We start from the raw sequence: 26,069 nt of genomic DNA on the forward strand, positions 1-26,069 counted from the left end.
CACGGACGTGGACACGCTAGGGAGGGGCCGGGGGGTCGTCAAGGTGCGGTGCGAGCAGGTCCGTTCGTCTTGACCCGGCAGGCCCGGAGGGTTAGCGTGCGAGGGTCGTTCATGGATGTGAACGGCCGTGGAGTCGTGTGACCTGTCCTTCCGGGAGCGCCCGTGACCACCCCCGCCCTCCCCCGCACGGGAGCCTTCCTCTACCCCTGGGACGTCGACGGCGACCCCGCCGCCCCCGCGCTCCTCGCCGGCCTCGGCGTCCGGCAGGTCACCCTCGCCGCCGCCTACCACTCCACCCGGGCGCTCAGCCCCCGCCACCCCGCCCGACGGGTCGTCACCGCCGGGCACGCCGCCGTGCTCTACCCGCCCGACCCGGCCCGCTGGACCGGCCGCAGGCTCGCCCCGTACCCCGCGGGCGACTGGGCCCCCGGCGACGCCTGGGGGCGCGCCGCCGAAGCCCTCGACGGCACCGGCCTCGCGGTGCACAGCTGGGTCGTCCTCGCCCACAACTCCCGCCTCGGCGCCGAACACCCCGACACCTCCGTCGTCAACGCCCACGGCGACCGCTACCCCTGGGCCCCCTGCATCGCCCACCCCGAGGTCCGCGCCCTGCTGGTGGACCTCGCCGCCGAGGCGGCCGTCCGCCCCGGCGCGAGCGGCACCGAGCTGGAGTCCTGCGGCTGGTACGGCTACGCCCACCTGCACGCCCACGACAAGACCGGTGGCGTCCCGCTGGACGACCGCGCCCAGCTGCTCCTGTCGCTCTGCTTCTGCCCGCACTGCCGTCGGGGGTACGCCGGGGAGGGCGCCGACCCGGACGCGCTGGCCGCCGCCGTCCGCGCCGCCCTCGCCCCCGTCTGGGCCGGCGCCGGGCCGGCCGGGGAGCTCGGCGCCCGGGCGGCGCCCCTCCTCGCCTGGCGCGCCCGGACCGCCCGCGGCCTCCAGGAGGCGGCCGTCGCCGCCGTCCGGGCCGCCGCCCCGCCCGGCTTCCGGATCCTGCTGCACGCCGACCCGGACCCGTACCGCTGCGGCGCCGACGCCGGCACCGATCCCGCGCACGTCCTCGGTCTCGCCGACGGCGTGGTGGCCCGGCCCGGCCGGCTCGCCGCCTTCGCCGCCCACCGCCCGCCCGGCGCCACCCTCGCCGCCAACCTCTCCGTCGTCGGCGGCATGGGCGGCGCCCCCGGCCGCCTCGCCGCGGACGCCCGGCGCGCCCTCGCCGAGGGGGCCACCGAACTCCGGCTCTACCACGCGGGCCTGGCCTCCGACGGCGACCTGGCCGCGGTCCGGGCCGCGCTCGCGGAACTCGGCCGGCCGGCGCGGGCCGGACGGAATCCGAAGGAAACGCCCTAGCGTGCTTCCAGGGGGCCGGACCGGACCAGGCGGCCGTCCCGGGCCACCACCCGGCCCGCCCGGACCACCAGGTCGCGGCGGGGCAGGTCCACCACGACCTGCGGCACGCACTCGCCCTCGACCAGCATGAAGTCGGCGGGGGAGCCCGGGCGCAGATCGGCGGCGGGCAGCCCCATCAGCGCCGCGCCGCCGTCGGCGGCGACCCCGAAGCAGGCCTCCAGCTCCTCGTCGAGCCGGGCGTCCAGGGCCCAGCCGGCCAGCCAGGCCCGGTGCAGCATGTCGGCGTCGCCGTACGGGCTCCAGCTGTCGCGGACGCCGTCCGAGCCGAGGCCGACCGTCACCCCGCGCTCGGCGAGCCGGCGGAACGGCAGGACCGTCGTCTCGCCCAGCGCGACCGTGGTCAGCGCCACCCCGGACTCCGCGAGCAGCTCCGCCGTCCCGTCGAGCTCCCGGCCGGCCAGCCCCGCGACGGCGAAGGCGTGCGCCACCGTCACCTTGCCCCGCAGACCGGCGGCGCGGGTGCGGGCGGCGATGTCGCGGATCACCGCCAGGCCCGGCTCGCCCCGGTCGTGCAGGTGGATGTCGAGGCCCAGGCCGTGCTTCTCGGCCAGGGCGAAGACCAGGCCCAGCTGGTCGCCCTCCCGGCCGCCGTCCGCGTCGAAGCCGGTCGGGTCGATGCCGCCCACATGGCTGACCAGACCGCTCGCCGCCGCCTCCGCCAGCAGCTCCGCGGTGCCCGGCGCGCGGACCACGCCGTGCTGGGGGAAGGCGACCAGCTCGACGTCGACGATCCCGGCCAGCTTCGCCGCGGCCTCGGCGATCCCCTCGATCCCGGCCAGGCCGTAGGCCGGGGCCACGTCCGCATGGGCGCGCATCGCGCGGGTGCCGAGCGCCGCCGCGTGGGACATCAGGCGCAGCGCCCGCTCGCCCACCGGGGTGGGCAGCGACCGGGCCAGCTCCACGTCCCCGGCCACGTGGTCGGCGATGCCCGCGGCGGCGCGGCGGCGGTACCAGGGCTCGCCCCAGGAGGTCTTGTCCGGGTGGATGTGCGCGTCGACCAGGGTCGGCAGCGCGAGGCGCCCGCCGCCGTCGACCCGCTCGACGGCCACGCCCTCGGGGAGCTCGTCGACGAGCACCCCGTCGACGGCGATCAGGTCGCCGGCCGGGCCGCCGAAGGGCCGGACGTCGTGGAAGAGGGTCGCGGTGCGGGGCGTGGGGCTCACGGGGTCTCCTTCGGGCTCTGGCGGACCCTTTTGGTATACCATGTGGACCCACCGGTCCGGAGGGGTGCGGAGCCGCCGGTCCGGAGGGGTACGGGCCCGCCGGTCCGGAGAGGTACGGAGCCACCGGTCCGGAGCCGTGCGCGGCCTCGGTCCCGAGCCGTGCGGGCCCGCCGGTCCGGAGCGGGGCCCCCTCCTCACCAGGCCAGCTTCTCCAGCGCGTCGAGGTCGAGCGCGGCCGCCGGCCCCGTCCCCGCCGTGTCCGGCCCGCCGTCGCCGCCGCCCGGCCCCACCCGCAGCTCCGCCCAGATGGTCTTCCCCCGCCGCCCGTACCGGGTGCCCCAGCGCTCCGCGAACCGCGCCACCAGGTACAGGCCCCGGCCGCCCTCGTCCGTCTCCGCCGCGTGCCGCAGATGCGGCGAGGTGCTGCTGCCGTCCGAGACCTCGCACACCAGCGTCCGGTCGTACAGCAGCCGCACCCGCACCGGATCCGCCCCGTACCGCACCGCGTTGGTGACCAGTTCGCTCAGGATCAGCTCCACCGCGAAGGCCGCCTCGTCCAGCCCCCACTCGCCCAGCTTGGCCGCCGCCGCGTTCCGCACCGGCGACACCGCCGCCGGGTCCCGCGCCACCTCCCACTCGGCGATCCGGTCCGCCGGCAGCCGCCGGGTCCGCGCCACCAGGACCGCGATGTCGTCCCGCGGCGCCGGCGACAGCAGGTTCGCCAGGATGTCCGCGCAGGTCTGCTCCGGGCTCCGCTCCGGCCGCTCCAGCGTCCGGCGCAGCAGCCGCAGCCCCGTTCCCACGTCCCGCCCGTGGTCCTCCAGCAGCCCGTCCGTGAAGAGGACCAGCTTGCTGCCCTCCGGGATCCGCAGCCGAGTCGACTCGAACGGCACGTCCCCGAGCCCCAGGCCCAGCGGCACCCCCGGCGCCAGCGGAGGGAACTCCACCCGCCCCTCCGCGTCCACCACCGCGGGCCCCGGATGCCCCGCGCTCGCCATCGTGCACATCCCGGTCGCCGGATCGTAGATCGCGTACAGGCAGGTCGCGCCGGTGATCGTCTCCTCCCGCCGGCCGCCGTCGCCCGCCGCGGCCGCCGGCTCCGCCTCCTCGTCGATCCGCCCGGTCAGTTCGTCCAGGTGCCCGAGGATCTCGTCCGGCGGCACGTCCAGCGTAGAGAAGTTGTGCACCGCCGTCCGCAGCCGGCCCATCGTCGCCGCCGCGTGCAGTCCGTGCCCCACCACGTCGCCCACCACCAGCGCCACCCGCGCGCCCGGCAGCGGGATCACGTCGAACCAGTCGCCGCCGACCCCCGCCTTCGCCGGCAGGTAGCGGTACGCCACCTCCACCGCGCTCTGCTCGGGCAGCACCCGGGGCAGTAGGCTGCGCTGGAGCGTCACCGCCATCGCGTGCTCCCGGGTGAACCGGCGGGCGTTGTCGATCGCCACCGCCGCCCGCGCCGCCAGCTCCTCCGCGAACTCCAGGTCCTCCTCGCCGAACGGCTCCTCCGTGTCCGCCCGCCAGAAGTTCGCCATCCCCAGCACCACGTCCCGGGCCAGCAGCGGCACCGTGAGCAGCGAGTGCATCCCGTACGCCAGCGCCCGCGCCGCCCCCTCCGGGTCCTGCGCCCGCCAGCCGTCCGCCGCCGCCAGCTCCTCCTGCACCACCGCGTGCCCGCCGGACAGCGCCGTCGCCATCGGCGTGCTCGGCACGTGGAAGCGGATCACCTCGCCGACCGGCTGGAGCGGCTGCTCCGCCCGCACCCCGCTCATCGCCGTCCGCCGCATCTCCGCCAGCGTCGCGTCCTGCGGCGGCTCCTCGCCCCGCAGCACCGGTTCGAGCAGCTCCACGGTCGCGAAGTCCGCGAACCGCGGCACCGCCACCTCCGCCAGCTCCTCCGCCGTCCGGACCACCTCCAGGGTCGTCCCGATCCGCACCCCCGCCTCGTACAGCAGCTGGAGCCGGCCCCGCGCCACCTCCGCCCGCCCGCTCAGCGCGGCCAGCTCGGTGGTGTCCCGCATCGTCATCACGCTGCCCGAGCCGGGCCCGTCGGCCGGCACGGTGGGCCGCACGCTCACCGCGAGGAGCCGGTCGCCCGCCCGGTGCACCTCGTCCGTCGCGGTCCGCCCGGACTCCAGCAGCTCGACCGTGCGGGAATCGAGCCCGAGCTCCGCGACCGGCCGCCGCTCGGCGTCCGCCGGCAGGCCGAGCAGCCGCCGCGCCTCGTCGTTGGCGAGCAGCAGCCGCCCGTCCCCGCCGACGATCAGCACCCCCTCGCGGACCGCGTGCAGCACCGCCTCGTGGTGCTCCTTCATCCGGGTCATCTCCGCCGGGCCCAGGCCGTGCGTCTGCCGCCGCAGGCGCCGCGCCACCAGCGCCGCCCCGCCCACCGCGAGCACCAGCGCCCCGCCGCCGGCGGCCAGCAGCACCACCAGCCGTCCCTCGACCGCCTCGCTGAGCGACTGCACCTCGATGCCGCTCGTCACCATGCCGACGATCCGGCCGTCGTCGTCCACCACCGGCACCACGGCCCGCACCGCGTCGTTCGGCGCGCCCCGGAAGGTCTCGGTGTACGACTCGCCGTCCACCACCGCCCGCGAGAGGTCGCCGGTGGCCTTCTCCCCGATCAGCCCGGTCTGCGCGTCCGTGTACCGCACCCCGTCCGGGCCCAGCACCGCGATGAAGTCCACCCCGGTCGCCACCCGGGTCTGCTCCGCGCGCTCCTGGAGCGCCGCCGTCGGGTCCGGCGAGGCCAGCGCCGTGTCCACGCCGGGCGCCTTCGCGAAGGCCTCCGCCACCGCGAGCGACCGCACCTCGGCGTCCCGCAGCACGTCCTGCCGGGCCTGCCGGAAGGTGACGAACACCGCCGCCACGATCACCAGGAGCGCGATCAGCGCCTCCAGGGCGAGGACCTGCCCGGCGAGGCTCCGCAGCCCGGAGCCCCGCCCCGCCGGCGAGCCGCCCCGGCGGGCCCTCACGCCGTGCTCCGGGCGATGAGGAGCGCCACGTCGTCGGGGGCGCCGGGGCGCCGCAGCTCCCGCAGCAGCCGGTCGCAGCTCTCCTCCAGGGAGAGCTCCCGGGTCTCCTCGACGAGCGCGACGAGCAGCGCGAGCCGTTCGTCGATGGCGCTGTCCCGGGTCTCGATCAGCCCGTCCGTGTACAGCACCAGCCGGTCGCCGGGCAGGAAGGGCACCCGTGTGGTGCGGAAGGCACCGCCGCCGACGCCCAGCGGCACCCCGGTGGAGACGTCGACGAGTTCGGCCGGGCCGTCCGCCGGGAGCCGCACCGGCGGCAGGTGGCCGGCGTTGGCGATCCGGCAGCGGCCCCGGCGCGGATCGTGCACCGCGAACAGGCAGGTCGCGATGGAGTGCTCCGGGCCGACCGTGATCCGGTCCAGGTGCCGCAGCACCTGCGCGGGGGAGAGGTCCAGGTCGGCGAAGGCGCGGGTGGCGGTCCGCAGCCCGCCCATGGTCGCCGCCGCGTCGATGCCGCTGCCCATCACGTCCCCCACCACCAGGGCCGTCTTCCCGTCGGGCAGCGCGATCACGTCGTACCAGTCGCCGCCGACCTCGCTGGACTCCTGGGCGGGCTGGTAGCGGGCGGCCGCCTCCAGGCCGGGCCGTTCGGGAGGGGCGCCGGGCAGCAGGCTGCGCTGGAGGGTCACGGCCGCGTTCCGCACGTTCTGGTACCAGCGGGCGTTGTCGATGCCGACCGCGGCCCGGGCCGCCAGCTCCACGGCGAGCAGCACGTCGTCCGCGTCGAAGGGCAGCGGGTGGTGCCGGTCCCGCTTCAGGTCGAGCGCCCCCAGCACCTCGCCCCGCGCGATCAGCGGCACCGCCAGGTACGAGTGCACCCCGGCCCGCGCCAGCCGCAGGGCCGCCTCCGGACTGCGGGCGATCCGCGGCAGGTCCTCCGGCCCCACCCGGGCCACCAGGACCGGCCGCCCGGTCTGCACGCACCGGGTGACCAGCCGCTCCGCGCCGTACAGGGCGACCGACCCGGGCGGGTCCGCGGCCGCCAGCGCCTCCGTCTCGTGCCCGCTCTTGACCGCCAGCGCCCGGAAGAGCGCCGGGCCCCGCTCGGGGGAGTCCGTCCGGCGCAGCGAGAGCACCGAGTCGAGGACGTCGACGGCGGCCACGTCGGCGAGCGCGGGCACCACCACCGCCGCCAGCTCGTCCGCCGTCCGCTCCACCTCCAGGGTGGTGCCGATCCGGGTGGAGGCGTCCGCGATCAGCGCGAGCCGCCGCCGGGACCGGCCGGCCGCCGCGTCCGCCCGGTGCCGCTCGGTCACGTCCACCACCCACGCGGCCACCCCGAGGACCCGGCCCCCGGTCGCCTCCAGGCGGTAGAACGACACCGACCAGGCGTGCTCGCCGCCGCCGGGGTCGGACGGGGTCCCGCCCATCGCCTGGAGGCCGAGGAGCGGCATCCCGGTCTCCAGCACCCGCCGGGCCGCCGCCTCCAGCGGCGCCGCGTCCACGCCCTCCAGCACCTCGGAGGGCCGCCGGCCCAGGTGCCGGGCGGCCGGCAGCCCGTTGAACCTTTCGAGCGCCGGGTTGACCAGGGCGTACCGCAGCTCGGTGTCGAGGACCGCGAGGCCGATCGGGGACTGGTCGACCAGCCGGTCGGAGAGGGCCAGCTCGGTCTCCACCCGGGCGACGGCGGCCCGGTCGGCGGCGATGCCGAGGGCGTACAGATCGCCCAGGTCGTCGGTGAGCCGCATGTTGCGGAACTCCACCTCGCGGACCGACCCGTCCTTGTGCCGTACGGGGAAGGTCCCCGCCCAGGCCGTGCCGCGGCGCAGCACCTCGCCGAAGAGGCGCATCGCCTCGGACCGGTGCTGCTCGTCGATGATCAGCCGGGCCACGTACTGCCCGAGGGCCTCGTCGGCCCGGTAGCCGAACAGGTCCTCGGCCTGCGGGCTCCACAGCACGATCCGCCCGGCCGAGTCCACGACCACCGCGGCCACCCCGAGCACGTCGAGCAGTCCCCGCGCGTCGAAGGCCGTGCCGGGCACGAGGCCGCCCGGGGGCCCGGCCGCTCCGCCGCCGCCCGTGCCGCGGGGCAGCCCGCCGCGGCCCTCCTCCGTCCCCGTGCCCGTCTCCGGGAAGGAACCGGCCGTCACACTGCCCTCCTCCCGCCTGGGGCCCGAGCCCGCCGCCCCTTCCATGCTCCCCGGCCGCCCGCGGGCACGCACCACGAGCACGGCCGACCAGGAGCCGGCCGGTCATCCGGAGCCGGTGAGGGCGCCGTCCTCCCCCCGGGCCGGGGTCCGCGCCGCCGCGACCGCCGCCCACGTCAGCCCCGCCGCCGCGACCACCGGCAGCAGCACCCGGACGTCCACGGTGGTGACCAGGGCCGCGCCCAGCGCCAGGGCCGCCGCGTTCGGCACGAAGAGGACCGTGTGCGCGGTCGCCGCGACCCGGCCGACCGCCTCCGCCGGGGCCTCCCGCTGGACCGCCGTCACGGCCGCCACCAGCACCCACGGCATGCCCAGGCCGATCACCGCGCTCGCCGTCAGCGCCGCCGCCTCGGAGGGCAGCGCCCGCACCCCGGCCGCCGCCGCGAAGAGCGCGAGGCCGCCGGCGGCGAGGAGCCGCTCCGGGACCCGGCGCAGCAGGGGTCCCGCGGTCAGTCCGGCGAGCACCGATCCGGCGCCCTGCACCGCGTACAGCACCCCGGCGTAGGCGGCGGGGCGGTCGAGCCCCCGGTCCACCACCGCGTAGACCGCCGCCCCGTTCACCCCGGCGAGCAGCATGGTGAGGGCCCCGGTGCCGACCAGCGGCCGCAGCACCGGCGAGGCGGCGAGCAGCCGGACCCCCTCGGCGGTCTCCCGCCACCACGCGCCCGGCTCCCGCGCGGCCCGCGCCGGCGGCTCCTCCCGGACCCGCAGGGCGGCGAAGGCGGCCGCGGCCAGGACGAAGGTGGCGGCGTCCAGGAGGACGACGGGGCCGCTCCCGTACCGGGCGTAGAGGCCCGCCGCGGCCAGCGGGGCGATCAGTTTCGTCGACTCGCCCGCCGTCATCCGCCAGCCGTTGGCCGATCCGAGCCGCTCCTTGGCGAGTCCGGTCGCGAGCAGCGCCTGCTCGGCCGCGTCGTGGACGGCGCCCTGTGCCCCGTAGAGGACGAGGACGGCGAAGAGCAGCCACACCCGGTCGGCCGAGGTCACCCAGAGCAGCAGCGGCAGCACGGCGGCCATCGCGAGGTCGAGGGCGATCAGCAGCGGACGGCGGCGGACCCGGTCCGCGAGCGTGCCGAGCAGCGGCCCGAGCAGGGCCGGGGCCCACAGGGCGAAGGCGGTGAGGGCCGCGAGGCCGTCGGAACCCGTCAGCGACTTGACCCAGATCCCGGAGACCAGCCACATCGCCGTCGTCCCGAACCCGGACACGACCACACCCGTCAGATACCAGCGCATGGCCGAAGGGTGGTCCCTGAGGTGGCCCTCCGGGATCGGGCAGGCTCCCTATTTCCCGAGGCCGGACCGCTTCTCGTGCCACAGGGCCGCGCCCGTGACGACGGCTCCGAGCCCCTCCCACAGGCCGACCCCGAGGAAGCCGGACGGGGCCCGTCCGGTGACGACCGCGAGGGTGAAGACCGCGCAGGTGAGGAGCCGGAAGGGAACCGTCCAGCGGAAGAACGCCTTCCAGTCGGAGAGCGCGGCGAGGACGTAGTAGACGCCCATGTTGAGCGCCGCCATGGAGGAGGCGGTGAGGAAGACCAGGGTGTGGTCGCCGTCCGCGCGGGCCCCGTCGGGCACCGGCTCGAAGCCCATCACCGTGAGCAGGGCGTCCGGGGCGACGAGCCCCACCACCCCGAGGGCGGCGGCGAGGAGTCCGAAGACTGCCATGGTCCAGCCGGACAGCGAACGGGGCAGGCGACGCACGAAGGTCCTCCGTGGAGCGAGATCGGCAGTTCGGGAACGGGCGCTCTGTTCGAGCCCGCCCCTGCCTATCGCACGAGGGCCCGCGGGGGCCAATCCGGCCCCCGCGCAGGTCGCTTCGCCGCCGCCGCGGACGTCACTCGGGCGCCCCCGCGGACGTCACTCCAGCGCCGCCGCCATCGTCTTCCGCGCCACCGGGGCCGCCAGGCCGTTGCCGCTGACCTCGGAGCGGGCCGCGCCCGAGTCCTCGATCATCACGGCCACCGCCACCTGCTTCCCGGTCGACGGGTCCTTCGCGTAGGAGGTGAACCAGGCGTACGGCGTCTTGCTGTTGTTCTCGCCGTGCTGCGCCGTGCCCGTCTTGCCGCCGACCTCGGCGCCGGCGATCGCCGCGTTGGTGCCGGTGCCCCGCTCCACCACCGTCACCATGGCGCTGCGCAGCTGCTCGGCGGTGGACGGGGAGACGATCCGGGTGGCGTCGCCGTCGTCGAAGGACTGCAGGGCGTCGCCGTCGGAGTCGACCACCTCGGAGACCATGTGCGGGGCGGCCAGCCGGCCGTCGTTCGCGATCGCCGCGGAGACCATCGCCATCTGGAGCGGGGTGGCGGTGACGTCGAACTGCCCGATGCCGGTGAGCGCGGTCTGCGCCGGGTCCATCCCGGACGGGTACACGCTCGCGTAGGCCCGGACCGGCACGTCCAGCTCGTCCTCGCCGAAACCGAACTTCTCCGCCATCGCCTTCACCTTGTCCTGCCCCAGGTCGGCCGCCATCTTGGCGAAGACGTTGTTGCAGGAGTACTGGAGCGCGGTGCGGATGGTGGCGTTCTCGCAGGGCGCGGAGGCGTTCTCGTTCTTCAGGACGGTCCGGGTGTTCGGGAGGGTGTACGGGTCCGGGCTCTGCGTCCGCGCGTCCACCGAGGGGTACAGGCCGTCCTCCAGGGCGGCGGCCGCGACCACCAGCTTGAAGGTGGAGCCGGGCGGCAGGGGCTGCCGCAGCGCCCGGTTGACCAGCGGCTTGTCGGGGTCCTCGGTCAGCCGCTTCCAGGCGTCGCCGTCGGTGCTGCCGGCGATGGCCGAGGGGTCGTAGGAGGGGGTGGAGACCATGGCGAGGATCCGGCCGGTCGCCGGGTCGATCGCCACCACCGCGCCCTTCTTCTCCCCGAGCGCCCGGTAGGCGGCCTTCTGCACGTCCGGGTCGATCGTGGTGACGACCGTGCCCGGCGCCTGCTGCTTGCGGGTGACCGCGTCCACCGGGTTCTTCAGCCGGTCGTCGGTGCCGTCCAGGATCCCGGAGTAGATGCCCTCCAGCTGGGTCGCGCCGTACGCCTGCGAGCTGTAGCCGGTGACCGCCGCGTACAGCTCGCCGTCCGTGTAACTGCGTTCGTACGCGAGATCACCGCTCTCGGTGTGCTTCGAGCCGGTGACCGGCGAACCGGCCACGACGATGTTCCCGAGCGGCTGCGCGTACTGCGCGATCGTCTTCCGCCGGTTCTTGCTGTCGTTCGCGAGCGCCTTGCTCTCGTACGCCTGCACCCACGTGGCCCGGCCCAGGAGGGCGAGCACGAGGAGCAGCGCGAAGACCGAGGTGCGCCTGATCGTCTTGTTCATGGCACCAGAAGGGACGAACGGCGCGGTGGGGGGCGTTCCGGTGGTGACCCGATTCTCAGGAAACGTTCATGCGGCACGCATCCGCCGCCGGTCCCGGACCTCCGCTCCCCGGCCGGCCCGGGACGCGCCGGCCCGGGACGCGGCCGGCTCAGAGGCGGCGGGTCGCCAGCGTCAGCCGGTCGCGGGCGTCGACGAGGGCGTCCTTGATCAGCTGCTCGTGGCCCGGGGTGAGCCGCGCGACCGGGACCGAGCAGCTGAGCGCGTCCCGGGCCGGGGTCCGGTAGGGGATCGCCACCGCGAAGCAGCGCAGCCCCAGGGTGTTCTCCTCGCGGTCCACCGCGTACCCCAGCTCGCGCACGGTCGCCAGCTCCTCGATCAGCCGCTCCCGCTCGGTGATCGTGTGCTCGGTCACCGAGGGCAGGGTCTCCGGCAGCAGCGTGCGCACCTGCTCGTCGTCGTGGGAGGCGAGCAGCGCCTTGCCCAGCGCCGTCGAGTGGGCGGGGAGCCGACGGCCGACCCGGGTGAAGGGCCGCAGGTGGTGCTGGGACTGGCGGGTGGCCAGATAGACCACGCTGGTGCCGTCGAGCCGCGCGAGGTGGACGGTCTCGGTGGTGTCGTCCGAGAGCCGGTCCAGGGTGACCCGGGAGGCCGCCACGACCTCGTCGCCGTCGATGTACGAGGTCCCCACGAGCAGGGCCCGCACCCCGATGCCGTACCGGGTGCCGGTGGCGTCGGTCTCCACCCAGCCCAGCTCGACCAGGGTGCGCAGCAGCATGTACAGGCTCGACTTGGGATAGCCGACGGCCTCCTGCACGGCGGCCAGGGTGTGCATCCCGGGCCGGCCGGCGAAGAACTCCAGCAGCTCCACCGTCCGCACCGCCGACTTCACCTGCGCGCCGCTCGCGTCGGCACCCGCCATGACCCCGCCCTTCTCCCTGACTTCCGGACGACCTTGTGGGAACGCCCGCGGCGTCAATAGAGTCCACCCGGAAGCGTTCATGCACAAGAACGACGTTCATCATAGTGAACAGAGGTGTCGTGGTGTCGGCAGCAGCAGTGTGGAGTGTGGACCCCCGGACGGGGAAGCGGCGCGAGCAGGTCGCGACGGAGGCCACCGCCGCCGACGTCGACCGCGCGGTCCGCGCCGCGCACGCCGCCCGGGCGTCCCTCGCCGTCCGCGCCGTCCGCGCGGCCTTCCTGCGGACCGCCGCCGACCTCCTCGACGCCGCCGCCGACGAGGTGGTGGCCACCGCCGACGCCGAGACCGCCCTCGGCGCCCCCCGGCTCACCGGCGAGCTCGCCCGCACCACCGCCCAGCTGCGCGCCTTCGCCGGGGTCGTCGACGCGGGCGCCTTCCTCGACGTGCGCGTCGACCTGCCCGACCCGTCGGCCGTGCCGCCCCGCCCCGACCTGCGGCGCTGGAAGATCCCGCTCGGCGTCGTCGCCGTCTACGCCGCCAGCAACTTCCCGCTCGCCTTCTCCGTCCCCGGCGGCGACACCGCCAGCGCCCTCGCGGCCGGCTGCCCGGTCGTCGTCAAGGCCCACCCCGACCACCCGGCCACCTCCGCCCTCGCGGCCGGACTGCTGCGCCGGGCCGCCGCCGGGACCGGACTCCCCGAGGACGTCGTCGTCCTGCTGCACGGCTTCGACGCGGGCGTCGAGCTGGTCCGCCACCCGCTGGTCGCGGCGGCCGGCTTCACCGGCTCCGTGCGCGGCGGCCGGGCGCTCTTCGACGCCGCCGCCGCCCGCCCGGTGCCGATCCCCTTCCACGGCGAGCTCGGCTCCCTCAACCCGGTCGTCGTCACCCCCGGCGCCGCCGCCGAGCGGGCCGAGGAGCTCGGCGCGGGCCTGGCCGGCTCCATGACCCTGGGCGCGGGCCAGTTCTGCACCAAGCCCGGCTTCGTCCTCGTCCCGGCCGGCGCCGACGGCGACCGCTTCCTCGACGCCGTCACGAAGGGCGTCGGCGAGACCGCCCCCGCCGTCCTGCTCGACCACCGGATGCGGGCCGCCTTCGTCGACGGCGTCACCGAGCGCGCCGCCCTCGACGGCGTCGAGGCCCCCGTCGCCCCCGGCGCCGCCGACGAGCACACCGTCACCCCCGGCGTCCTCACCGTCGACGCGGCCCGCCTCGCCGACGGCGGCCACGCCCTCCTCCTGGAGGAGTGCTTCGGCCCCGTCACCGTCGTCGCCCGCTACGCCGACGAGGCGGAGATCACCGCCGTCCTCGGCCGGCTGCCCGGCAACCTCACGGCCACGCTGCACTGCGCCGACGAGGACCCGGCCGCGCCCGGCCTGCTCGCCGCCCTCACCCCGCTCGCCGGCCGGATTCTCGTCGGCGGCTGGCCCACCGGCGTCGCCGTCGCCCCGGCCCAGCACCACGGCGGCCCCTACCCGGCCACCACCTCCACCTCCACCTCGGTCGGAGCCACCGCCGTCGAGCGCTGGCTCCGGCCGGTCACCTACCAGTCCACCCCGCAGCACCTCCTCCCGCCGGAGCTCCGCGACGGCAACCCCCTGGGCGTCCCGCGCCACTGAGCCCCGTGACCGGGCCCCGCGGATCCCGCGGGGCCCGGCCGCGGTCCGGGGCGTCAGCGGCGGAGGCGCGGGAGGCGCAGCGAGGCCAGGCCCGTCAGGGTGAGCAGGGCCGCGCTGATCAGGACGCTCGCGGGCAGGGCCGTGCCGAAGCCCCGGGTCACCAGCGAGCCGAAGACCGCGATCGCGAGCGCGCCCGCCGTCTGGCGGACCGCGTTGAGCAGGCCCGCCGCCGTCCCCGCCCGCTCGGCCGGCACCGCCTCCATCATCGCGGCGATCAGCGGCGGCAGCGAGAAGCCCACCCCCAGCGACATCGGCACCAGCAGCAGCGCCTGGGCGGTCCGCGAGGTGGACCCGTCGACCGCGAGCAGCGCCAGCAGACCGGCGACGGCGACCGCCTGGCCGAGCAGGGCCGGCACCCGCGCCCCGTACCGCGCCGCCGCCTTCGCCGAGAGGACGTTCACCCCCGCGAGCAGCACCGTCATCGGCAGGAACATCAGCCCCGCCTCCAGCGCCGAGAGGCCGAGCTCCTGCTGGAAGAAGAGACCGAAGACGAAGACCGTGCCGTAGAAGGCCACGCTGTTCGCCGCGCCCACCGTCACCGCGACCGCCACCGTCGTGTTCCGGAACAGGCCCAGCGGCACCACAGGGTGCCGCCGCCGCGCCTCGACCAGCAGGAAGGCCGCGAAGGACACCGTGGCGAGACCGAGCGCCCAGCGCCCCTCCGTCCCGCCCTCGATGGCCGCGAAGGTCAGCGCGCCGAGCCCCGTCACCGCCGTCAGCTGGCCGGGCACGTCCAGCGGCGCGGACCGCCGCGCCGAGGCCGGCACCCGGGTGAGCAGGGCCAGCGCGAGCAGCCCGAGCGGCAGATTGACGAAGAAGACGCCCCGCCAGCTCCACGCCGTCGTCAGCGCCCCGCCCGCCACCGGCCCGAGCGCCACCGCGACCGTGCCGCCCGCCGCCCACAGCGCCACCGCCCGTGCCCGCCGCCCCGGGTCCGCGTACGCCTCGCGCACCAGGGCGAGCGAGGCGGGCAGCATCACCGCCGCCGCCACCCCCTGCACCGCCCGGGCCGCGAGCAGCGAGGGCAGCCCGGGCGCGAGGCCGCAGGCGGCCGAGGCGAGCGTGAAGAGGAGGGCCCCCGTGGCGAAGGCCCGGCTCGCCCCCACCCGGTCGGCCAGGGTGCCCGTGGAGAGCAGCAGCGCGGCGAAGACGAGCGTGTAGGAGTCCACCACCCACTGGAGCCCCGTCATCCCCGTGCCCAGGTCGGCCCCGACGGCCGGCAGCGCCACGTTGACGACGGAGGTGTCCAGGGTGATGAGGGCGAAGCCGAGCACGGCGGCGCCGAACGCGGGACCGGGCGGAGGCGGGGGCGGGGGCGGCGGGCCGGCGGACGGCGGCGGCGGTCCGGCGGGGTCGACGGGGACGTGACCGGCGGGGGAGGGTTCGGGGCCGGGGGAGACGGGGTCGGTACGCGTCGAGGTCATGGCCCCACCCTCGTGACCGGCGGCGCCGTACAGTAGTGGCCCGAATGCCAGATGACCGGAGGTTCTGGCTATGCCGCCGCAGCCGCACCCGTCCGTCCCGCCCCCGCCCGCGTCCCCCGCGCCCCTTCCGGCGGTCCCTCCCCTCCGCCCCGCCCCGCCCGCCGTGCCCGTCCGCCGGGTCGCCGTCATCGCCGCCCCGCCCGTCTCGATGTTCAACCTCGCCATCCCGGAGATGCTCTTCGGCAAGGTCGAGGTCGACGGGGCGCCCGGCTACGAGACCGTCATCTGCGCCCCCGACCCCGGGCCGGTCGCCACCACCGGCGGGCTCGACCTGGTCGTGCCGCGCGGGCTCGACGCCGTCGACGCGGCCGACACGGTGGTCCTCGCGGGCAGCGGCTCGTACACCGACCCGGACCCCCGCATCCTCGGCGCCCTGCGCCGCGCCGCCGCCCGCGGCGCCCGGATCGCCTCGATCTGCACCGGTGCCTTCGCGCTCGCCGAGGCCGGTCTCCTCGACGGCCGGGCCGCCACCACCTATTGGGCCTACCGGCAGCTCCTCGCCGACCGGCACCCCGCGGTCGACCTGCGCGGCGACGTGCTCTACGTCCAGGACGGGCCGGTGCTCACCTCCTCCGGCTACGCGGCCGGCATCGACCTCTGCCTGCACGTCATCCGCACCGACCACGGGGCCGCCGTCGCCAACGCGGTGGCCCGGCTCGCCCTCGTCGCGCCGGTCCGTCCCGGCGGCCAGGCGCAGTTCACGGACACCCCGCTGCCGCCCGAGCGCGGGGTCTCCCTCGCCGGCACGCGCGCGTGGGTCATGGAACACCTCGACGCGCCGCTCACCCTCACCGACCTCGCCCGGCACGCCGGGGTATCGGTCCGCACCCTCTCCCGCCGCTTCCGCGCGGAGACCGGGGTGAGCCCGCTCCAGTGGCTGCTGCACCAGCGGGTCGAGCGGGCCAAGGAGCTCCTGGAGACGACCTCGCTCGGCATGGACGCGGTCGCCCGGGCGAGCGGGCTCGGCTCCGCGGACTCGCTCCGGCAGCACGTGCAGAGCCGTACGGGACTGACCCCGAGCGCGTACCGGAGCTCCTTCAGCCGGCTGGCCCGGAGCGCCGCCGCGGGCGCCGCGACCTGATCCGGCCCCGGTCCGCCGCGTGCTCCGGCTCACACCGGGCGGAGAAACGGAATGAGATCCGGTCCGGTCCGCGTTGGCCGGAAGAGGACGGACCATCCCCGTCGTCCGCCCCGCCGTCCGTCACCCCCGGAGAAGGAACCCCATGCGCGTAGAGATCTGGTCGGACATCGCCTGCCCGTGGTGCTACATCGGCAAGGCCCGTTTCGAGAAGGGCCTCGCCGCCTTCGCCCACCGCGAGGACGTCGAGGTGGTGCACCGGTCCTTCGAGCTCGACCCGCACCGGGCCAAGGGCGACACCGGGCCCGTCCTGGAGATGCTGGCGAAGAAGTACGGGCGGACGCTCGACGAGGCGCGGGCCATGGAGGCGCACGTGGCGTCCAACGCGCACGCCGAGGGCCTGGAGTACCTGGCCGACGGCCGCGACCACGGCAACACCTTCGACATCCACCGGCTGCTGCACCTCGCCCGGGAGCGCGGCCACCAGGACCGGCTGCTCGACCTCGCCTACCGGGCGAACTTCGCCGAGGAGCGGTCGGTCTTCGACGACGAGACCCTCGTCGCCCTCGCCGTGGAGGCCGGACTCGACGAGGCCGAGGCGCGGGGCGTCCTCGCCGACCCGACCGCCTACGCGGACGCCGTCCGGGCCGACGAGCGCGAGGCCGCCGAACTCGGCGCCGACGGCGTGCCGTTCTTCGTCCTGGACCGCCGCTACGGCGTCTCCGGCGGACAGCCCGCCGAGGTCTTCACCCGGGCCCTGGAGCAGGCGTGGCAGGGCCGCGCCCTCCAGCCGGTCGCCGCCGCCGCCGGCGGCACCGGCGCCGAGGCCTGCGGCCCGGACGGCTGCGAGGTCCCGCCGCGCGCCTGACCGCGCACCCGCGGACCGATCCGAGGCTCCGCACCGAGGCCCTGTCCCTCGGCTTGGGTCCGCGGCTCTGACCTGCGGAGATAAGCCGCGCTTGGGGGACCTCCATGATCGACGGGCATTGACGGGCGGTCGCGGGGAGCCCAGGCTGGGCCCATGGACCCCCTCGACCAGCCGCTCGGCGGCGCCGAGTTCGCCCCCAAGCGGACCTACCTGAACACCTCCGCCTGCGGTCTGATGCCGCGCCGCACCGTCGAGGCGGTCACCCTCCTCGCCGAGGAGACCGCCGACGGGCGCGCCGACGGCGCGGGCAGCTTCGACGTCGTCGCCGAGGCCCGCGCCGCCTACGCCCGGATCGCCGGGGTCGCCCCCGAGCGGGTCGCGGTGGGCAGCTCGGTCGCCGTGCACTGCGGGATGATCGCCCAGTCGATGCCGTCCGGTGCCGAGATCCTCTTCCCCGAGGGCGACTTCTCCTCCGTCATCACGCCCTTCACCGTCCGCGGCGACCTGAAGACCCGGTTCGTGCCGCTGGAGCGGCTCGCCGAGTCCGTCCGCCCGGAGACCGCGCTGGTCGCCTTCTCGGCCGTGCAGTCGGCCGACGGCCGCACCGCCGACCTCGCCGCGGTCCGGGCCGCCGCCGCGGCCCACGGGGCCCGCACGCTGCTCGACGCCACCCAGTCCGCGGGCTGGCTGCCGCTGTCGGCGGGGGAGTGGGACTACACGGTCGCCGGCGCCTACAAGTACCTGCTCTGCCCGCGCGGCGCGTCCTTCCTCACCGTCACCGAGGAGGCCCAGGACAGCCTGCTGCCGATCCACGCGGGGTGGGTCACCGGCGAGGAGCTGTGGGCCAACAGCTACGGCCCGGTGCGCGAACTCGCCCGCTCCGCGCGCCGGTTCGACGAGCCGGCCGCCTTCCTCTCGTACCACGGCGCCGCCCGCTCGCTGGCCCTCCTGGAGGAGGTCGGCATCGAGTGGATCGAGGCCCACGACAAGGGGCTCGCCGCCCGCTTCCGGTCCGGCCTGGTCTCGCTCGGGCACGAGCCGGTCATGGACGACTCCACGGTCGTCGCGGTGCCGGGGCTCGGCCACCGCGCGGACGCCCTGCGCGCCGCGGACGTCCTGCTGTCGGCCCGCGCCGGCAATCTGCGGGCCTCCTTCCACCTCTACAACACGGCGGCCGACGTCGACCGCGCCCTGGACGTCCTGGCGGGCTGAACACCCCGCCGCCGCTCCGGCGGTCCGCCCGGTCGGCCGGCACCGAGGCCGACCGGGTCGGCCCGGTCCGGTGGTCCGGCCGCTCCGGCGGATCGCCCGGTTCCGCGGGTCCGCCCGGTGTGTCCGGTGCGTCCGGTCCCGCGGGTCCGCCCGGCCCGCCGGTTCAGCAGTTCAGCGGCGGGCAGTCGCCCGCCTCCTCCGCCTCCTCGCGCAGGTTGTCCGCGACCAGGTCGAGGAGGCGGGCCAGCTCCGCGCGGTCGTCCGGGCCGATCCCCGCGAGGGAGCTCTCCTCCAGGTCCGACCAGGCCCGCTCGACGCCCCCGCGCAGCGCCCGTCCCTCCTCCGTCGTCTCGACGAGGACGGCGCGCCGGTCGGACGGGTCCGGGCGGCGCAGCACGAGGCCGCACTGCTCCAGGCGCTGGAGCATCTTCGTCACCGTCGAGGGGTCGAGTCCGAGGGAGTGGATCAGCTCCGACTGGCGCACGGCCCCGCAGTCCCACAGGACCATCATCATCAGTTCCTGCCCCGGGTAGAGGCCGAGCTCCCGCAGCCGCCGGCCCATGGCGATCCGGTGCGCCCGGGCGGCGCGGGCCAGGGTCATGCCGACCGGGCCGCCGCGGGCGGCGGACGGCAGCTGGTCGGCGGTACAGGCGGGCTCGGCTGTGGTCATCGGGGCTCCTCGGGACGGCTCTTCACCCCTCAGGTTACCGTGGCGCCCAGTATTGATTGGCTGGCCAAGGAATGGGTTACAGTGGCGGCGGGTTCAATACTTGGCCGACCACATAAAACTTCCGGGAGACCCTCATGACCACCGCCTTCGACCCCCACGACCTCGCCGGCACCCCCCTCGCCAACCGCATCGCCATGGCCCCCATGACCCGCAGCCGGGCCGACGCCGTCCTGCGCACGCCCACCGCGCTGACCGCCGAGTACTACGCCCAGCGCGCCTCCGCCGGCCTGATCATCACCGAAGGGGTCCAGCCGGTCCCCGAGGGTCAGGGCTATCCCGACACTCCCGGCCTGCACAGCCGCGAGCAGATCGCCGCCTGGCGCGAGGTCACCGACGCCGTCCACGAGCGCGGCGGCCGGATCTTCGCCCAGCTCATGCACGCCGGCCGGATCGGCCACCCCGACCTGCTCGACGGCGGCCTCCACCCCGTCGGCCCCTCGCCCGTCGCCGCGGCCGGCCAGGTCTACACCCACGAGGGCCCCAAGGACTTCCCCGCCCCGCGCGAGCTCACCGGCGACGAGATCCGCGAGGCGGTCGCCGGCTTCGCCGCCGCCGCCCGCAACGCCGTCGAGGCCGGTTTCGACGGCGTCGAGATCCACGGTGCCAACGGCTACCTGATCCAGCAGTTCCTCGCCACCGGCTCCAACCACCGCACCGACGAGTGGGGCGGCCCGGTCGAGAACCGCATCCGCTTCGCCGTCGAGGTCGTCCGGGCCGTCGCCGCCGAGATCGGCCCCGACCGCACCGGCCTGCGCATCTCCCCGGCCAACTCCCTCAACGACATCGCCGAGACCGGGACCGAGGAGCTCTACCCCGCCCTCCTCGACGCCATCGAGCCCGTCGGCATCGCCTACCTCCACGTCCTGGAGACCCGCCCGGAGCTCCGCCCGCTCGTCCTCGACCTGCGCAAGCGCTTCGCCGGCACCTTCATCCTCAACCCGGCCACCGACGGTCCGACCGGCACCGAGTCCCTCGCCCTCGTCGAGGAGGGCGTCGCCGACCTCGTCGCCTACGGCGCGCTCTTCATCGCCAACCCCGACCTGCCCGCCCGCCTGCGCGCCGGAGGCCCCTTCGCCGCACCCGACCGCGCCACCTTCTTCGGCGGCGACCACCGCGGCTACACCGACTACCCCGCGCTGTAGCCCCGGCGCCCGGGCACGCGGAAGGGCGGGGTCCGCACCGGACCCCGCCCTCCGCCGCACACCGCCGGCGCCTACGCCGACCAGGTCTCCGTGACCGCCCGGCGGGCGCCCTCCAGGTCCACCGTCCGGCCCGCCTCGCCGAGCACCGCGCCCAGCGCGGCCAGCGAGGACTGCACGGCGTTCGGCGTCGCGTCCGCCCCGTAGTGGTTGACCCGGATCATCTCCCCGGACAGCGCCCCGCCGCCCGCGATCAGCGGCAGCGACGGGTCCGCCGCCAGCGCCTTCGCCACCAGGCCGGTGGCGTCCAGGCCGGCCGGGGCCCGCAGCGTCGTCGCCACCGGCGCCGCGTCCGCCGCCTCGTGGACGTACGGCTCCAGACCGCCGCCCAGCGCCACCGCGCCCGCGCGGGTCGCCGCCGCCGCCGAGGCGTGCCGGGCCATCAGCCGGTCCAGGCCCTCCGCCTCGATCCGCTCCACGCACGCCTCCAGGGCCAGCATCTCCAGCTGCGCCGGAGCGTGCAGCAGCGCCTTGCGGCCGCCGTCGATCCACCGCTCCTTCCAGTCCAGGAGGGAGAGGTACGAGCGGCGCGGGGCGGCCGGGTTGGCGGCGAACCGCTCCCAGGCCCGCGCGCTCACCGACACCGCCGAGACGCCCGCGGGACCGCCCATGGCCTTCTGCGCGCCGATGATGCACATGTCGACGCCCCAGGCGTCCGGGAGGACCGGCTCCGCGCCGATCGACGCCACCGCGTCCAGGTAGAAGAGCGCGCCGTGGGCGCGCACGACCTCGCCGATCTCCGCGACCGGGTTGGTGTTGCCGGTGGCGGCCTCCGCGTGCACCAGCGAGACGAAGTCGATCTCCGGGTGCTCGGCGAGCGCCCGCTCCACCTGCCCGGCGGTGACCGCCGTGTGGAAGGGGACGACCAGGTCGACCACGGTCGCCCCGCAGTCGCGCAGCCAGTTCCCGAAGGTCTGCCCGTACGGACCGGTGACCACGTTCAGCGCGGTCGAACCGGCCCGCGCCCCGCTGCGGATGCACCCCTCCAGCGGCAGCAGCGCCTCGCCCTGGGTGATCACCACGTCCTGCTCGGTGGAGAGCAGCGCGGCGACCCGCCGCTCGATGGACGCGAAGTGCGCGGCGGTCATCGGGGCCAGGTCGAGCAGCGGGTGTGTCACGGTCACGGTGGCGCCTTCTCGGGTCGGTGGTACGGCCGTGGCCAGCGTACGCCCACCGCCCCGGCGCGCCCTCGTACAGTGCTGGCATGAGCGATCACGAGGTGTTGCACGTGAAGGGGCGGGTGCTCGTCGGCCCGGAGGACGTGCGGGACGAACTCTGGTGCGTGGACGGGCGGATCACCTTCGAGCGGCCCGCCGGGGAGGCCCTGTCCGTCGAGGGCTGGGCCCTGCCGGGACTGGTCGACGCCCACTGCCACGTCGGCCTGGACCGCCACGGGCCGGTCGACGGGGCCACCGCCGAGAAGCAGGCCCTCACCGACCGGGACGCCGGCACCCTGCTGATCCGGGACGCGGGCTCGCCCTCCGACACCCGCTGGATCGACGCGCGCGAGGACCTTCCGAAGATCATCAGGGCGGGCCGGCACATCGCCCGCACCCGCCGCTACATCCGCAACTACGCCCACGAGATCGAGCCCGCCGACCTCGTGGAGTACGTCGGCCGGGAGGCCCGGCGCGGCGACGGCTGGGTCAAGCTGGTCGGCGACTGGATCGACCGCGAGGTCGGCGACCTGGCGCCGTCCTGGCCGCGTCCCGAGGTGGAGGCGGCGATCGCGGAGGCGCACCGGCTCGGCGCACGGGTCACCGCCCACTGCTTCGCCGAGGACTCGCTGCGCGACCTCGTCGAGGCCGGCATCGACTGCGTCGAGCACGCGACCGGCCTGACCGAGGAGACCATCCCGCTCTTCGCGGAGCGCGGGGTGGCGATCGTCCCCACGCTGGTCAACATCGCGACCTTCCCGCACCTGGCCGACGGCGGCCGGGAGAAGTTCCCCCGCTGGTCCGCCCACATGCGCCGGCTGCACGCGCGCCGGTACGACACCGTCCGCGCCGCGTGGGACGCGGGCGTGCCGGTCTTCGTCGGCACCGACGCGGGGGGCTCCCTCGCCCACGGCCTGGTCGCCGAGGAGGTCGAGGAGCTGACGAAGGCCGGCATCCCTGCCCTCGACGCCCTCTCGGCCACCACCTGGCGGGCCAGGGACTGGCTGGGCCGCCCCGCCCTGGAGGAGGGGGCCCCGGCCGACCTGGTCGTCTACGGCGAGGACCCGCGCGCGGACGTCCGCGTCCTCGCGGCCCCGCGCCGGGTCGTGGTCAACGGCCGGATCCTCGCCTGACGCGCACCGCGCCCGGCGGTCCCCGCGGTCCCGCCGGGCGCCGCCGGGTCAGGCGGCCCGGCGGAGGAAGGCCAGCCGGGCCTTCTTCTCCGGGATGAACACCTCCGGCAGGTCGACCTCGGGCAGCACGACCTCCGGGCCGAGCTCGAAGCCGGCCCGCTCCATGCGCCGGACGGCCTTCTCGTTCGCCGCGTCCGGCTCGACCACGATCCGCAGGTGGTCGCGGAGGCAGAAGGCGGTGAGGGCGGTGATCAGGCCCGCCGTGAAGCCGGGGGACGGGGCGGAGCTCGGGGCGATGAGGAAGTGGCAGCCGATGTCGCCCTCCTCGACCTCGTAGCACTCGCCGACCCGGTCCGCCGCGGGCTCGTAGGTCTGGAAGAGGGCGGTCGGCTGCCCGTCGAGCTCCACCAGGAAGCCGTGGTGGGTGGTGAGCGAGTCCAGGTGCGCGTAGACGTCCCTGACCTGCTCGACGGTGGTGCCGTTCATGCCCCAGAAGCGGGCCCGCTCCTCGTTGACCCACGCGTGGATGAGCGGGGCGTCCGCGTCCGGGGCGATGGGCCTGACGACGACGGTGCCGAAGCCCTCGACGGTCTGGACGTGTACGGGGGTGGTCATCCCTGCTCCTTGGTGAGGCGGTTCCAGTCGGTGGTGACGGGGGCGAGCTCGCCCCGCAGCCACAGGGGGAGTTGGTCTTCGTGGTGCGGGTCCCCGGCCACCCCGGACGCGCCGAACGGCACGATCCAGCCGCTGCGTTCGCGGTCGGCGAGGTCCCACACGTACCGGGCGGCGGACGCCCGGGCGCTGAGGTCGGTGTAGCCGGGGGCGCTGGAGGTGGAGAGCACGCAGTCGTGGTCGCCGCCGAGCCCGGGCCACCGGTCGGCGGCCGCGTCGGCGGGGTCCGGCAGCGCCTGCCAGGGCGCGAGCCGGTGGGTGGCGCCCCAGACGGCGGGCGGCTCGCCCGCGGCCGTCTCCTCCAGGGCCTCGCGGACCGTCCGGGCCACGTCGGCGGCCGGCACGGGTCCCGCCACCAGCAGCGTCTCCAGGGCGAGGCCGACCCGCGGGCCGAGGTACAGCCAGGGGTGGAACACCTCGGGGTGGGGCGCCGGTCCGCGCAGCCCGGCGAAGACCTCGTGCCCGGCGAGCCGGCGCACCACCGCGCCCCGGACCGCCGCGTACAGTCCGGCGTCGGCGCTGTCGGCCTCCATCCGGCGGTCCCAGGCGAGCAGCCGCCCGCGGAGCTCCGCGGCGGCGGGGGAGAGCTCCCCGGCGGCCTCGACGGCGGCCAGCAGCCGCGCCGCGGCGCGGTTGTCGGTGTCGCGGTGGACGGCGGCGGTGGCCTCCGGGGTCCAGGCGTCGGAGGCGTCGAGGAGCTCGGCGATCCGGTCGGCCCGGTGCGCGGGCGCGAACTCGACGCCGAGCGGGGCGGCGAGCCCCCGGGCGTTGGCCATCACGGCCCGGCCGCGGACCTCGGCGCGGGGGAGCGGCGCGGGCTTCGCCGCCCAGTCGTGGCCGGGCTCCCACGCGGGCACGGGCCGCAGCGAGTTGGCCCGGTCGCGGACGGGAACGTGTCCGGCGACCCGGTGCAGCAGCCCGCCCTCCGTGTCGGCGGCGAGCACCACGTTCACCGGCTCCACCCAGGCGTCGAGCGCCGTGTCGACGTCGGCGACGGTACGGGCGGCGAGCAGGCGCGGCAGGACCTCGAAGCCCAGCAGGCCGGTGACCCGGGGCACGTACCGCAGGCTCAGCCCCTCCCACGCGGCACCGGGCTCCGCCGGGCCGTCGTCCGTGAGGACCGGGCCCCGGGCGGTCTCGACCAGCTCGACCGTGACCGGTGCGCCGCCGGCGACCTCGACGGTCTCGGTGTGCGCGGCGGCCGGACGCCAGCCGTCGGGTCCGAGGGCCTCCACGCCGCCGTCGGCGGTGCGCCGCAGCCGCTCCCGGTAGAGGTCCTGGTAGTCGGCCATCGCGTTGGTGATCGCCCAGGCGACCCGCCCGGTGTGCCCGAAGTGGGCGAGCCCGGGGACCCCCGGCACGGCGAGGCCGACCACGTCGTACGCGGGGCAGGCGAGCCGGATCTGCTGGTAGACGCCCGGCGCCTCGATGAACCGGTGCGGGTCGCCGGCGACCAGGGCCGCCCCGCTCGCGGTCCGCTCGCCGGCCACCAGCCAGCCGTTGGAGCCGGCCGTGGCCGGGCCGTCGGCGGCGAACAGCTCGGTCCACTCCTCGCCGAGCCCGGTCGCCACCCGGTCGCGCCACAGCTTGGTCGGGAAGCCGGCGAAGAGGATGTGGGTGGAGAGCCAGACGGCCAGCGGCGTCCAGGCCTCCCAGCGTCCGGGGGCGAGCCCGGTCGCGGCGAACTCGGGCGCGCGGCGGGCCCCTTCGGCCAGTCCGTCGTTGACGCCGTCGGCGTAGGCCCGGACCCAGTCCGCCGTCTGCGGGTCGGTCTCCTCCAGGCGCGCCAGGCAGCGGCGCGCGGTGTCGGCGAGCCGGACCCGGCGGGCGAAGACGTCCCAGCCGGTCTCGCCCGCGCCGAGGAAGGCCGCCGTGGTGCCCTGCGCCCGGTGGCGCTCGACCTCCAGCTGCCAGGCCCGGTCCCGTGCGGTGACCCGGCCCTGCGCGAAGGCGAGCTCCGCCGGGTCCGCGGCGCGCAGATGGGGGACGCCGTACGCGTCCCGGTAGACCTCGATGCTCACCCGATCCGATCCCGTCCGTGTGCTTCCAGATTCATTAGGTTAGGCTGACCTAAATTAATCGCTGACCCAAAGTAACCCATGGGTCCGGGGGAGGAGCACGCGGTGGGGCACGGGTGGCAGGGCGCGGTCCTGAAGCTGATGGGCGCCAAGGACTTCACGTTCACCGTCACGGGGGCCGAACAGGTCACCGAGGACTACCGGCGGGTCCGCTTCACGGACGGCGGGCTGCTCGCCGCCGCCGGGATCCACCCGACGATGTGGGTCCGCATCTGGTTCGAGAACGCCGGCAAGCCGCACCAGCGCGCCTACACCCTGGTCGACCCCGACCAGGAGGCCGGCACCTTCAGCCTGGAGTTCGCCCTCCACGACGGTCCCGCCAGCCACTGGGCCCGCGGCTGCGCCCCCGGCGACACCGTCGAGGCCACCCTCCAGGGCTCCGGCTTCGAGACGCCGGAGCCCCGGCCCGAGCGGCTGCTCGTCGTCGGCGACGCGGCCTCGCTGCCGGCCGTCAACTCGCTGCTCGACGCCCACCCGGACCTCCCGGCCACCATCTGGTTCGAGACCCAGCACGCCTCCGACGAGGAGCTGCCCTTCCGCACCGACCCGGACCGCCACGAGCTGCGCCGGGTGCCCCGGCAGCGGTCCGGCGCCGACCTCGTCGAGAGGGTCAGGGCCGAACTGCCCGCCCTCGCCGGCCCGGAGGCGTACGTGTGGATCGCCTGCGACACCGCGACGACCCGGGCGCTGGCGGCGTACGCCCGCAAGGAGCTGGCGCTGCCCAAGGAGCGGGTGCACGCCCTCGGCTACTGGCGGCCGAGCTGAGCCGTCCCGCCGGGGCGTGATGTTGACGATCCGTGAC

General features: G+C 76.2%; 20 protein-coding genes. 8 read left to right on the plus strand and 12 right to left on the minus strand.

Going from position 1 to position 26,069, the window contains the following annotated elements:
• Positions 1-162: 162 nt before the first annotated feature.
• Entirely contained in the window at positions 163-1,353 is a 1,191-nt protein-coding gene (locus IE287_RS21150; RefSeq protein ID WP_189850693.1) for a hypothetical protein, read from the plus strand.
• Here the strand turns inward: IE287_RS21150 and IE287_RS21155 are convergent.
• The 7 genes from IE287_RS21155 to IE287_RS21185 form a co-directional block, all read right to left on the minus strand.
• Positions 1,350-2,618, minus strand: a complete 1,269-nt coding sequence (locus tag IE287_RS21155) for an amidohydrolase (RefSeq protein WP_189850694.1) — start codon at positions 2,616-2,618, stop codon at positions 1,350-1,352. The genes IE287_RS21150 and IE287_RS21155 overlap by 4 nt on opposite strands.
• A 152-nt stretch (positions 2,619-2,770) precedes the next feature.
• Positions 2,771-5,551 carry a SpoIIE family protein phosphatase gene (locus IE287_RS21160; protein WP_189850695.1) on the minus strand — a complete coding sequence of 927 codons (2,781 nt, stop codon included), beginning with the start codon at positions 5,549-5,551 and terminating at the stop codon, positions 2,771-2,773.
• A complete protein-coding gene (locus IE287_RS21165; RefSeq protein WP_373307872.1) occupies positions 5,548-7,698 on the minus strand; it encodes a SpoIIE family protein phosphatase in 2,151 nt (716 codons plus the stop codon). The genes IE287_RS21160 and IE287_RS21165 overlap by 4 nt, the downstream gene beginning before the upstream one ends.
• A gap of 102 nt (positions 7,699-7,800) precedes the next feature.
• Positions 7,801-8,988: an MFS transporter gene (locus tag IE287_RS21170; RefSeq protein ID WP_189850697.1), complete on the minus strand. Its 1,188-nt coding sequence runs from the start codon at positions 8,986-8,988 to the stop codon at positions 7,801-7,803.
• Positions 8,989-9,036: 48 nt separating this feature from the next.
• A complete protein-coding gene (locus tag IE287_RS21175; RefSeq protein ID WP_189850775.1) occupies positions 9,037-9,420 on the minus strand; it encodes a hypothetical protein in 384 nt (127 codons plus the stop codon).
• Between the two features lie 192 nt (positions 9,421-9,612).
• Positions 9,613-11,061: a peptidoglycan D,D-transpeptidase FtsI family protein gene (locus IE287_RS21180; RefSeq protein ID WP_189850698.1), complete on the minus strand. Its 1,449-nt coding sequence runs from the start codon at positions 11,059-11,061 to the stop codon at positions 9,613-9,615.
• Between the two features lie 148 nt (positions 11,062-11,209).
• Complete coding sequence (locus IE287_RS21185; protein ID WP_189850699.1) at positions 11,210-11,980, minus strand: IclR family transcriptional regulator; 771 nt, start codon at positions 11,978-11,980, stop codon at positions 11,210-11,212.
• 122 nt (positions 11,981-12,102) lie between these two features.
• Here IE287_RS21185 and IE287_RS21190 point away from each other — a divergent pair, with 122 nt between their 5' ends.
• Positions 12,103-13,596 carry an aldehyde dehydrogenase (NADP(+)) gene (locus tag IE287_RS21190; protein ID WP_189850700.1) on the plus strand — a complete coding sequence of 498 codons (1,494 nt, stop codon included), beginning with the start codon at positions 12,103-12,105 and terminating at the stop codon, positions 13,594-13,596.
• Between the two features lie 53 nt (positions 13,597-13,649).
• Here the strand turns inward: IE287_RS21190 and IE287_RS21195 are convergent, their stop codons facing one another.
• Entirely contained in the window at positions 13,650-15,080 is a 1,431-nt protein-coding gene (locus tag IE287_RS21195) for an MFS transporter (protein ID WP_189850701.1), read from the minus strand.
• Between the two features lie 70 nt (positions 15,081-15,150).
• On the opposite strand from IE287_RS21195, the gene IE287_RS21200 reads away from it, so the two are divergent.
• From IE287_RS21200 to IE287_RS21210, 3 genes are all read left to right on the plus strand, one after another.
• A complete protein-coding gene (locus IE287_RS21200) occupies positions 15,151-16,221 on the plus strand; it encodes a GlxA family transcriptional regulator (protein ID WP_189850702.1) in 1,071 nt (356 codons plus the stop codon).
• A gap of 142 nt (positions 16,222-16,363) precedes the next feature.
• A complete protein-coding gene (locus tag IE287_RS21205; protein WP_189850703.1) occupies positions 16,364-17,086 on the plus strand; it encodes a DsbA family oxidoreductase in 723 nt (240 codons plus the stop codon).
• 153 nt (positions 17,087-17,239) lie between these two features.
• Complete coding sequence (locus IE287_RS21210; RefSeq protein ID WP_189850704.1) at positions 17,240-18,298, plus strand: aminotransferase class V-fold PLP-dependent enzyme; 1,059 nt, start codon at positions 17,240-17,242, stop codon at positions 18,296-18,298.
• 163 nt (positions 18,299-18,461) lie between these two features.
• On the opposite strand, the gene IE287_RS21215 is transcribed toward IE287_RS21210, so the two are convergent.
• Positions 18,462-18,968 carry a MarR family winged helix-turn-helix transcriptional regulator gene (locus tag IE287_RS21215; protein ID WP_189850705.1) on the minus strand — a complete coding sequence of 169 codons (507 nt, stop codon included), beginning with the start codon at positions 18,966-18,968 and terminating at the stop codon, positions 18,462-18,464.
• Positions 18,969-19,102: 134 nt separating this feature from the next.
• On the opposite strand from IE287_RS21215, the gene IE287_RS21220 reads away from it, so the two are divergent.
• Complete coding sequence (locus IE287_RS21220; protein ID WP_189850706.1) at positions 19,103-20,170, plus strand: alkene reductase; 1,068 nt, start codon at positions 19,103-19,105, stop codon at positions 20,168-20,170.
• A 71-nt stretch (positions 20,171-20,241) separates the two neighbouring features.
• On the opposite strand, the gene IE287_RS21225 is transcribed toward IE287_RS21220, so the two are convergent.
• Positions 20,242-21,345 (minus strand): pyridoxal-phosphate-dependent aminotransferase family protein, encoded by a 1,104-nt coding sequence (locus tag IE287_RS21225; RefSeq protein ID WP_189850776.1) that lies wholly within the window; start codon positions 21,343-21,345, stop codon positions 20,242-20,244.
• Between the two features lie 86 nt (positions 21,346-21,431).
• On the opposite strand from IE287_RS21225, the gene IE287_RS21230 reads away from it, so the two are divergent.
• A complete protein-coding gene (locus IE287_RS21230) occupies positions 21,432-22,517 on the plus strand; it encodes an amidohydrolase family protein (RefSeq protein WP_189850707.1) in 1,086 nt (361 codons plus the stop codon).
• Positions 22,518-22,565: 48 nt separating this feature from the next.
• On the opposite strand, the gene IE287_RS21235 is transcribed toward IE287_RS21230, so the two are convergent.
• On the minus strand, positions 22,566-23,132 hold the full coding sequence (locus IE287_RS21235; RefSeq protein ID WP_189850708.1) for a GNAT family N-acetyltransferase: 567 nt from the start codon (positions 23,130-23,132) through the stop codon (positions 22,566-22,568).
• Positions 23,129-25,210, minus strand: a complete 2,082-nt coding sequence (locus tag IE287_RS21240) for a penicillin acylase family protein (RefSeq protein WP_189850709.1) — start codon at positions 25,208-25,210, stop codon at positions 23,129-23,131. The genes IE287_RS21235 and IE287_RS21240 overlap by 4 nt, the downstream gene beginning before the upstream one ends.
• 102 nt (positions 25,211-25,312) lie before the next feature.
• Here IE287_RS21240 and IE287_RS21245 point away from each other — a divergent pair, with 102 nt between their 5' ends.
• The gene (locus tag IE287_RS21245; RefSeq protein ID WP_189850710.1) at positions 25,313-26,032 is read left to right on the plus strand and encodes a siderophore-interacting protein; all 720 of its coding nucleotides are present in this window, start codon (positions 25,313-25,315) and stop codon (positions 26,030-26,032) included.
• Positions 26,033-26,069: the final 37 nt, after the last annotated feature.

The sequence above is a fragment of the Streptomyces omiyaensis genome, assembly GCF_014650895.1.
Lineage (GTDB): Bacteria > Actinomycetota > Actinomycetes > Streptomycetales > Streptomycetaceae > Streptomyces > Streptomyces omiyaensis.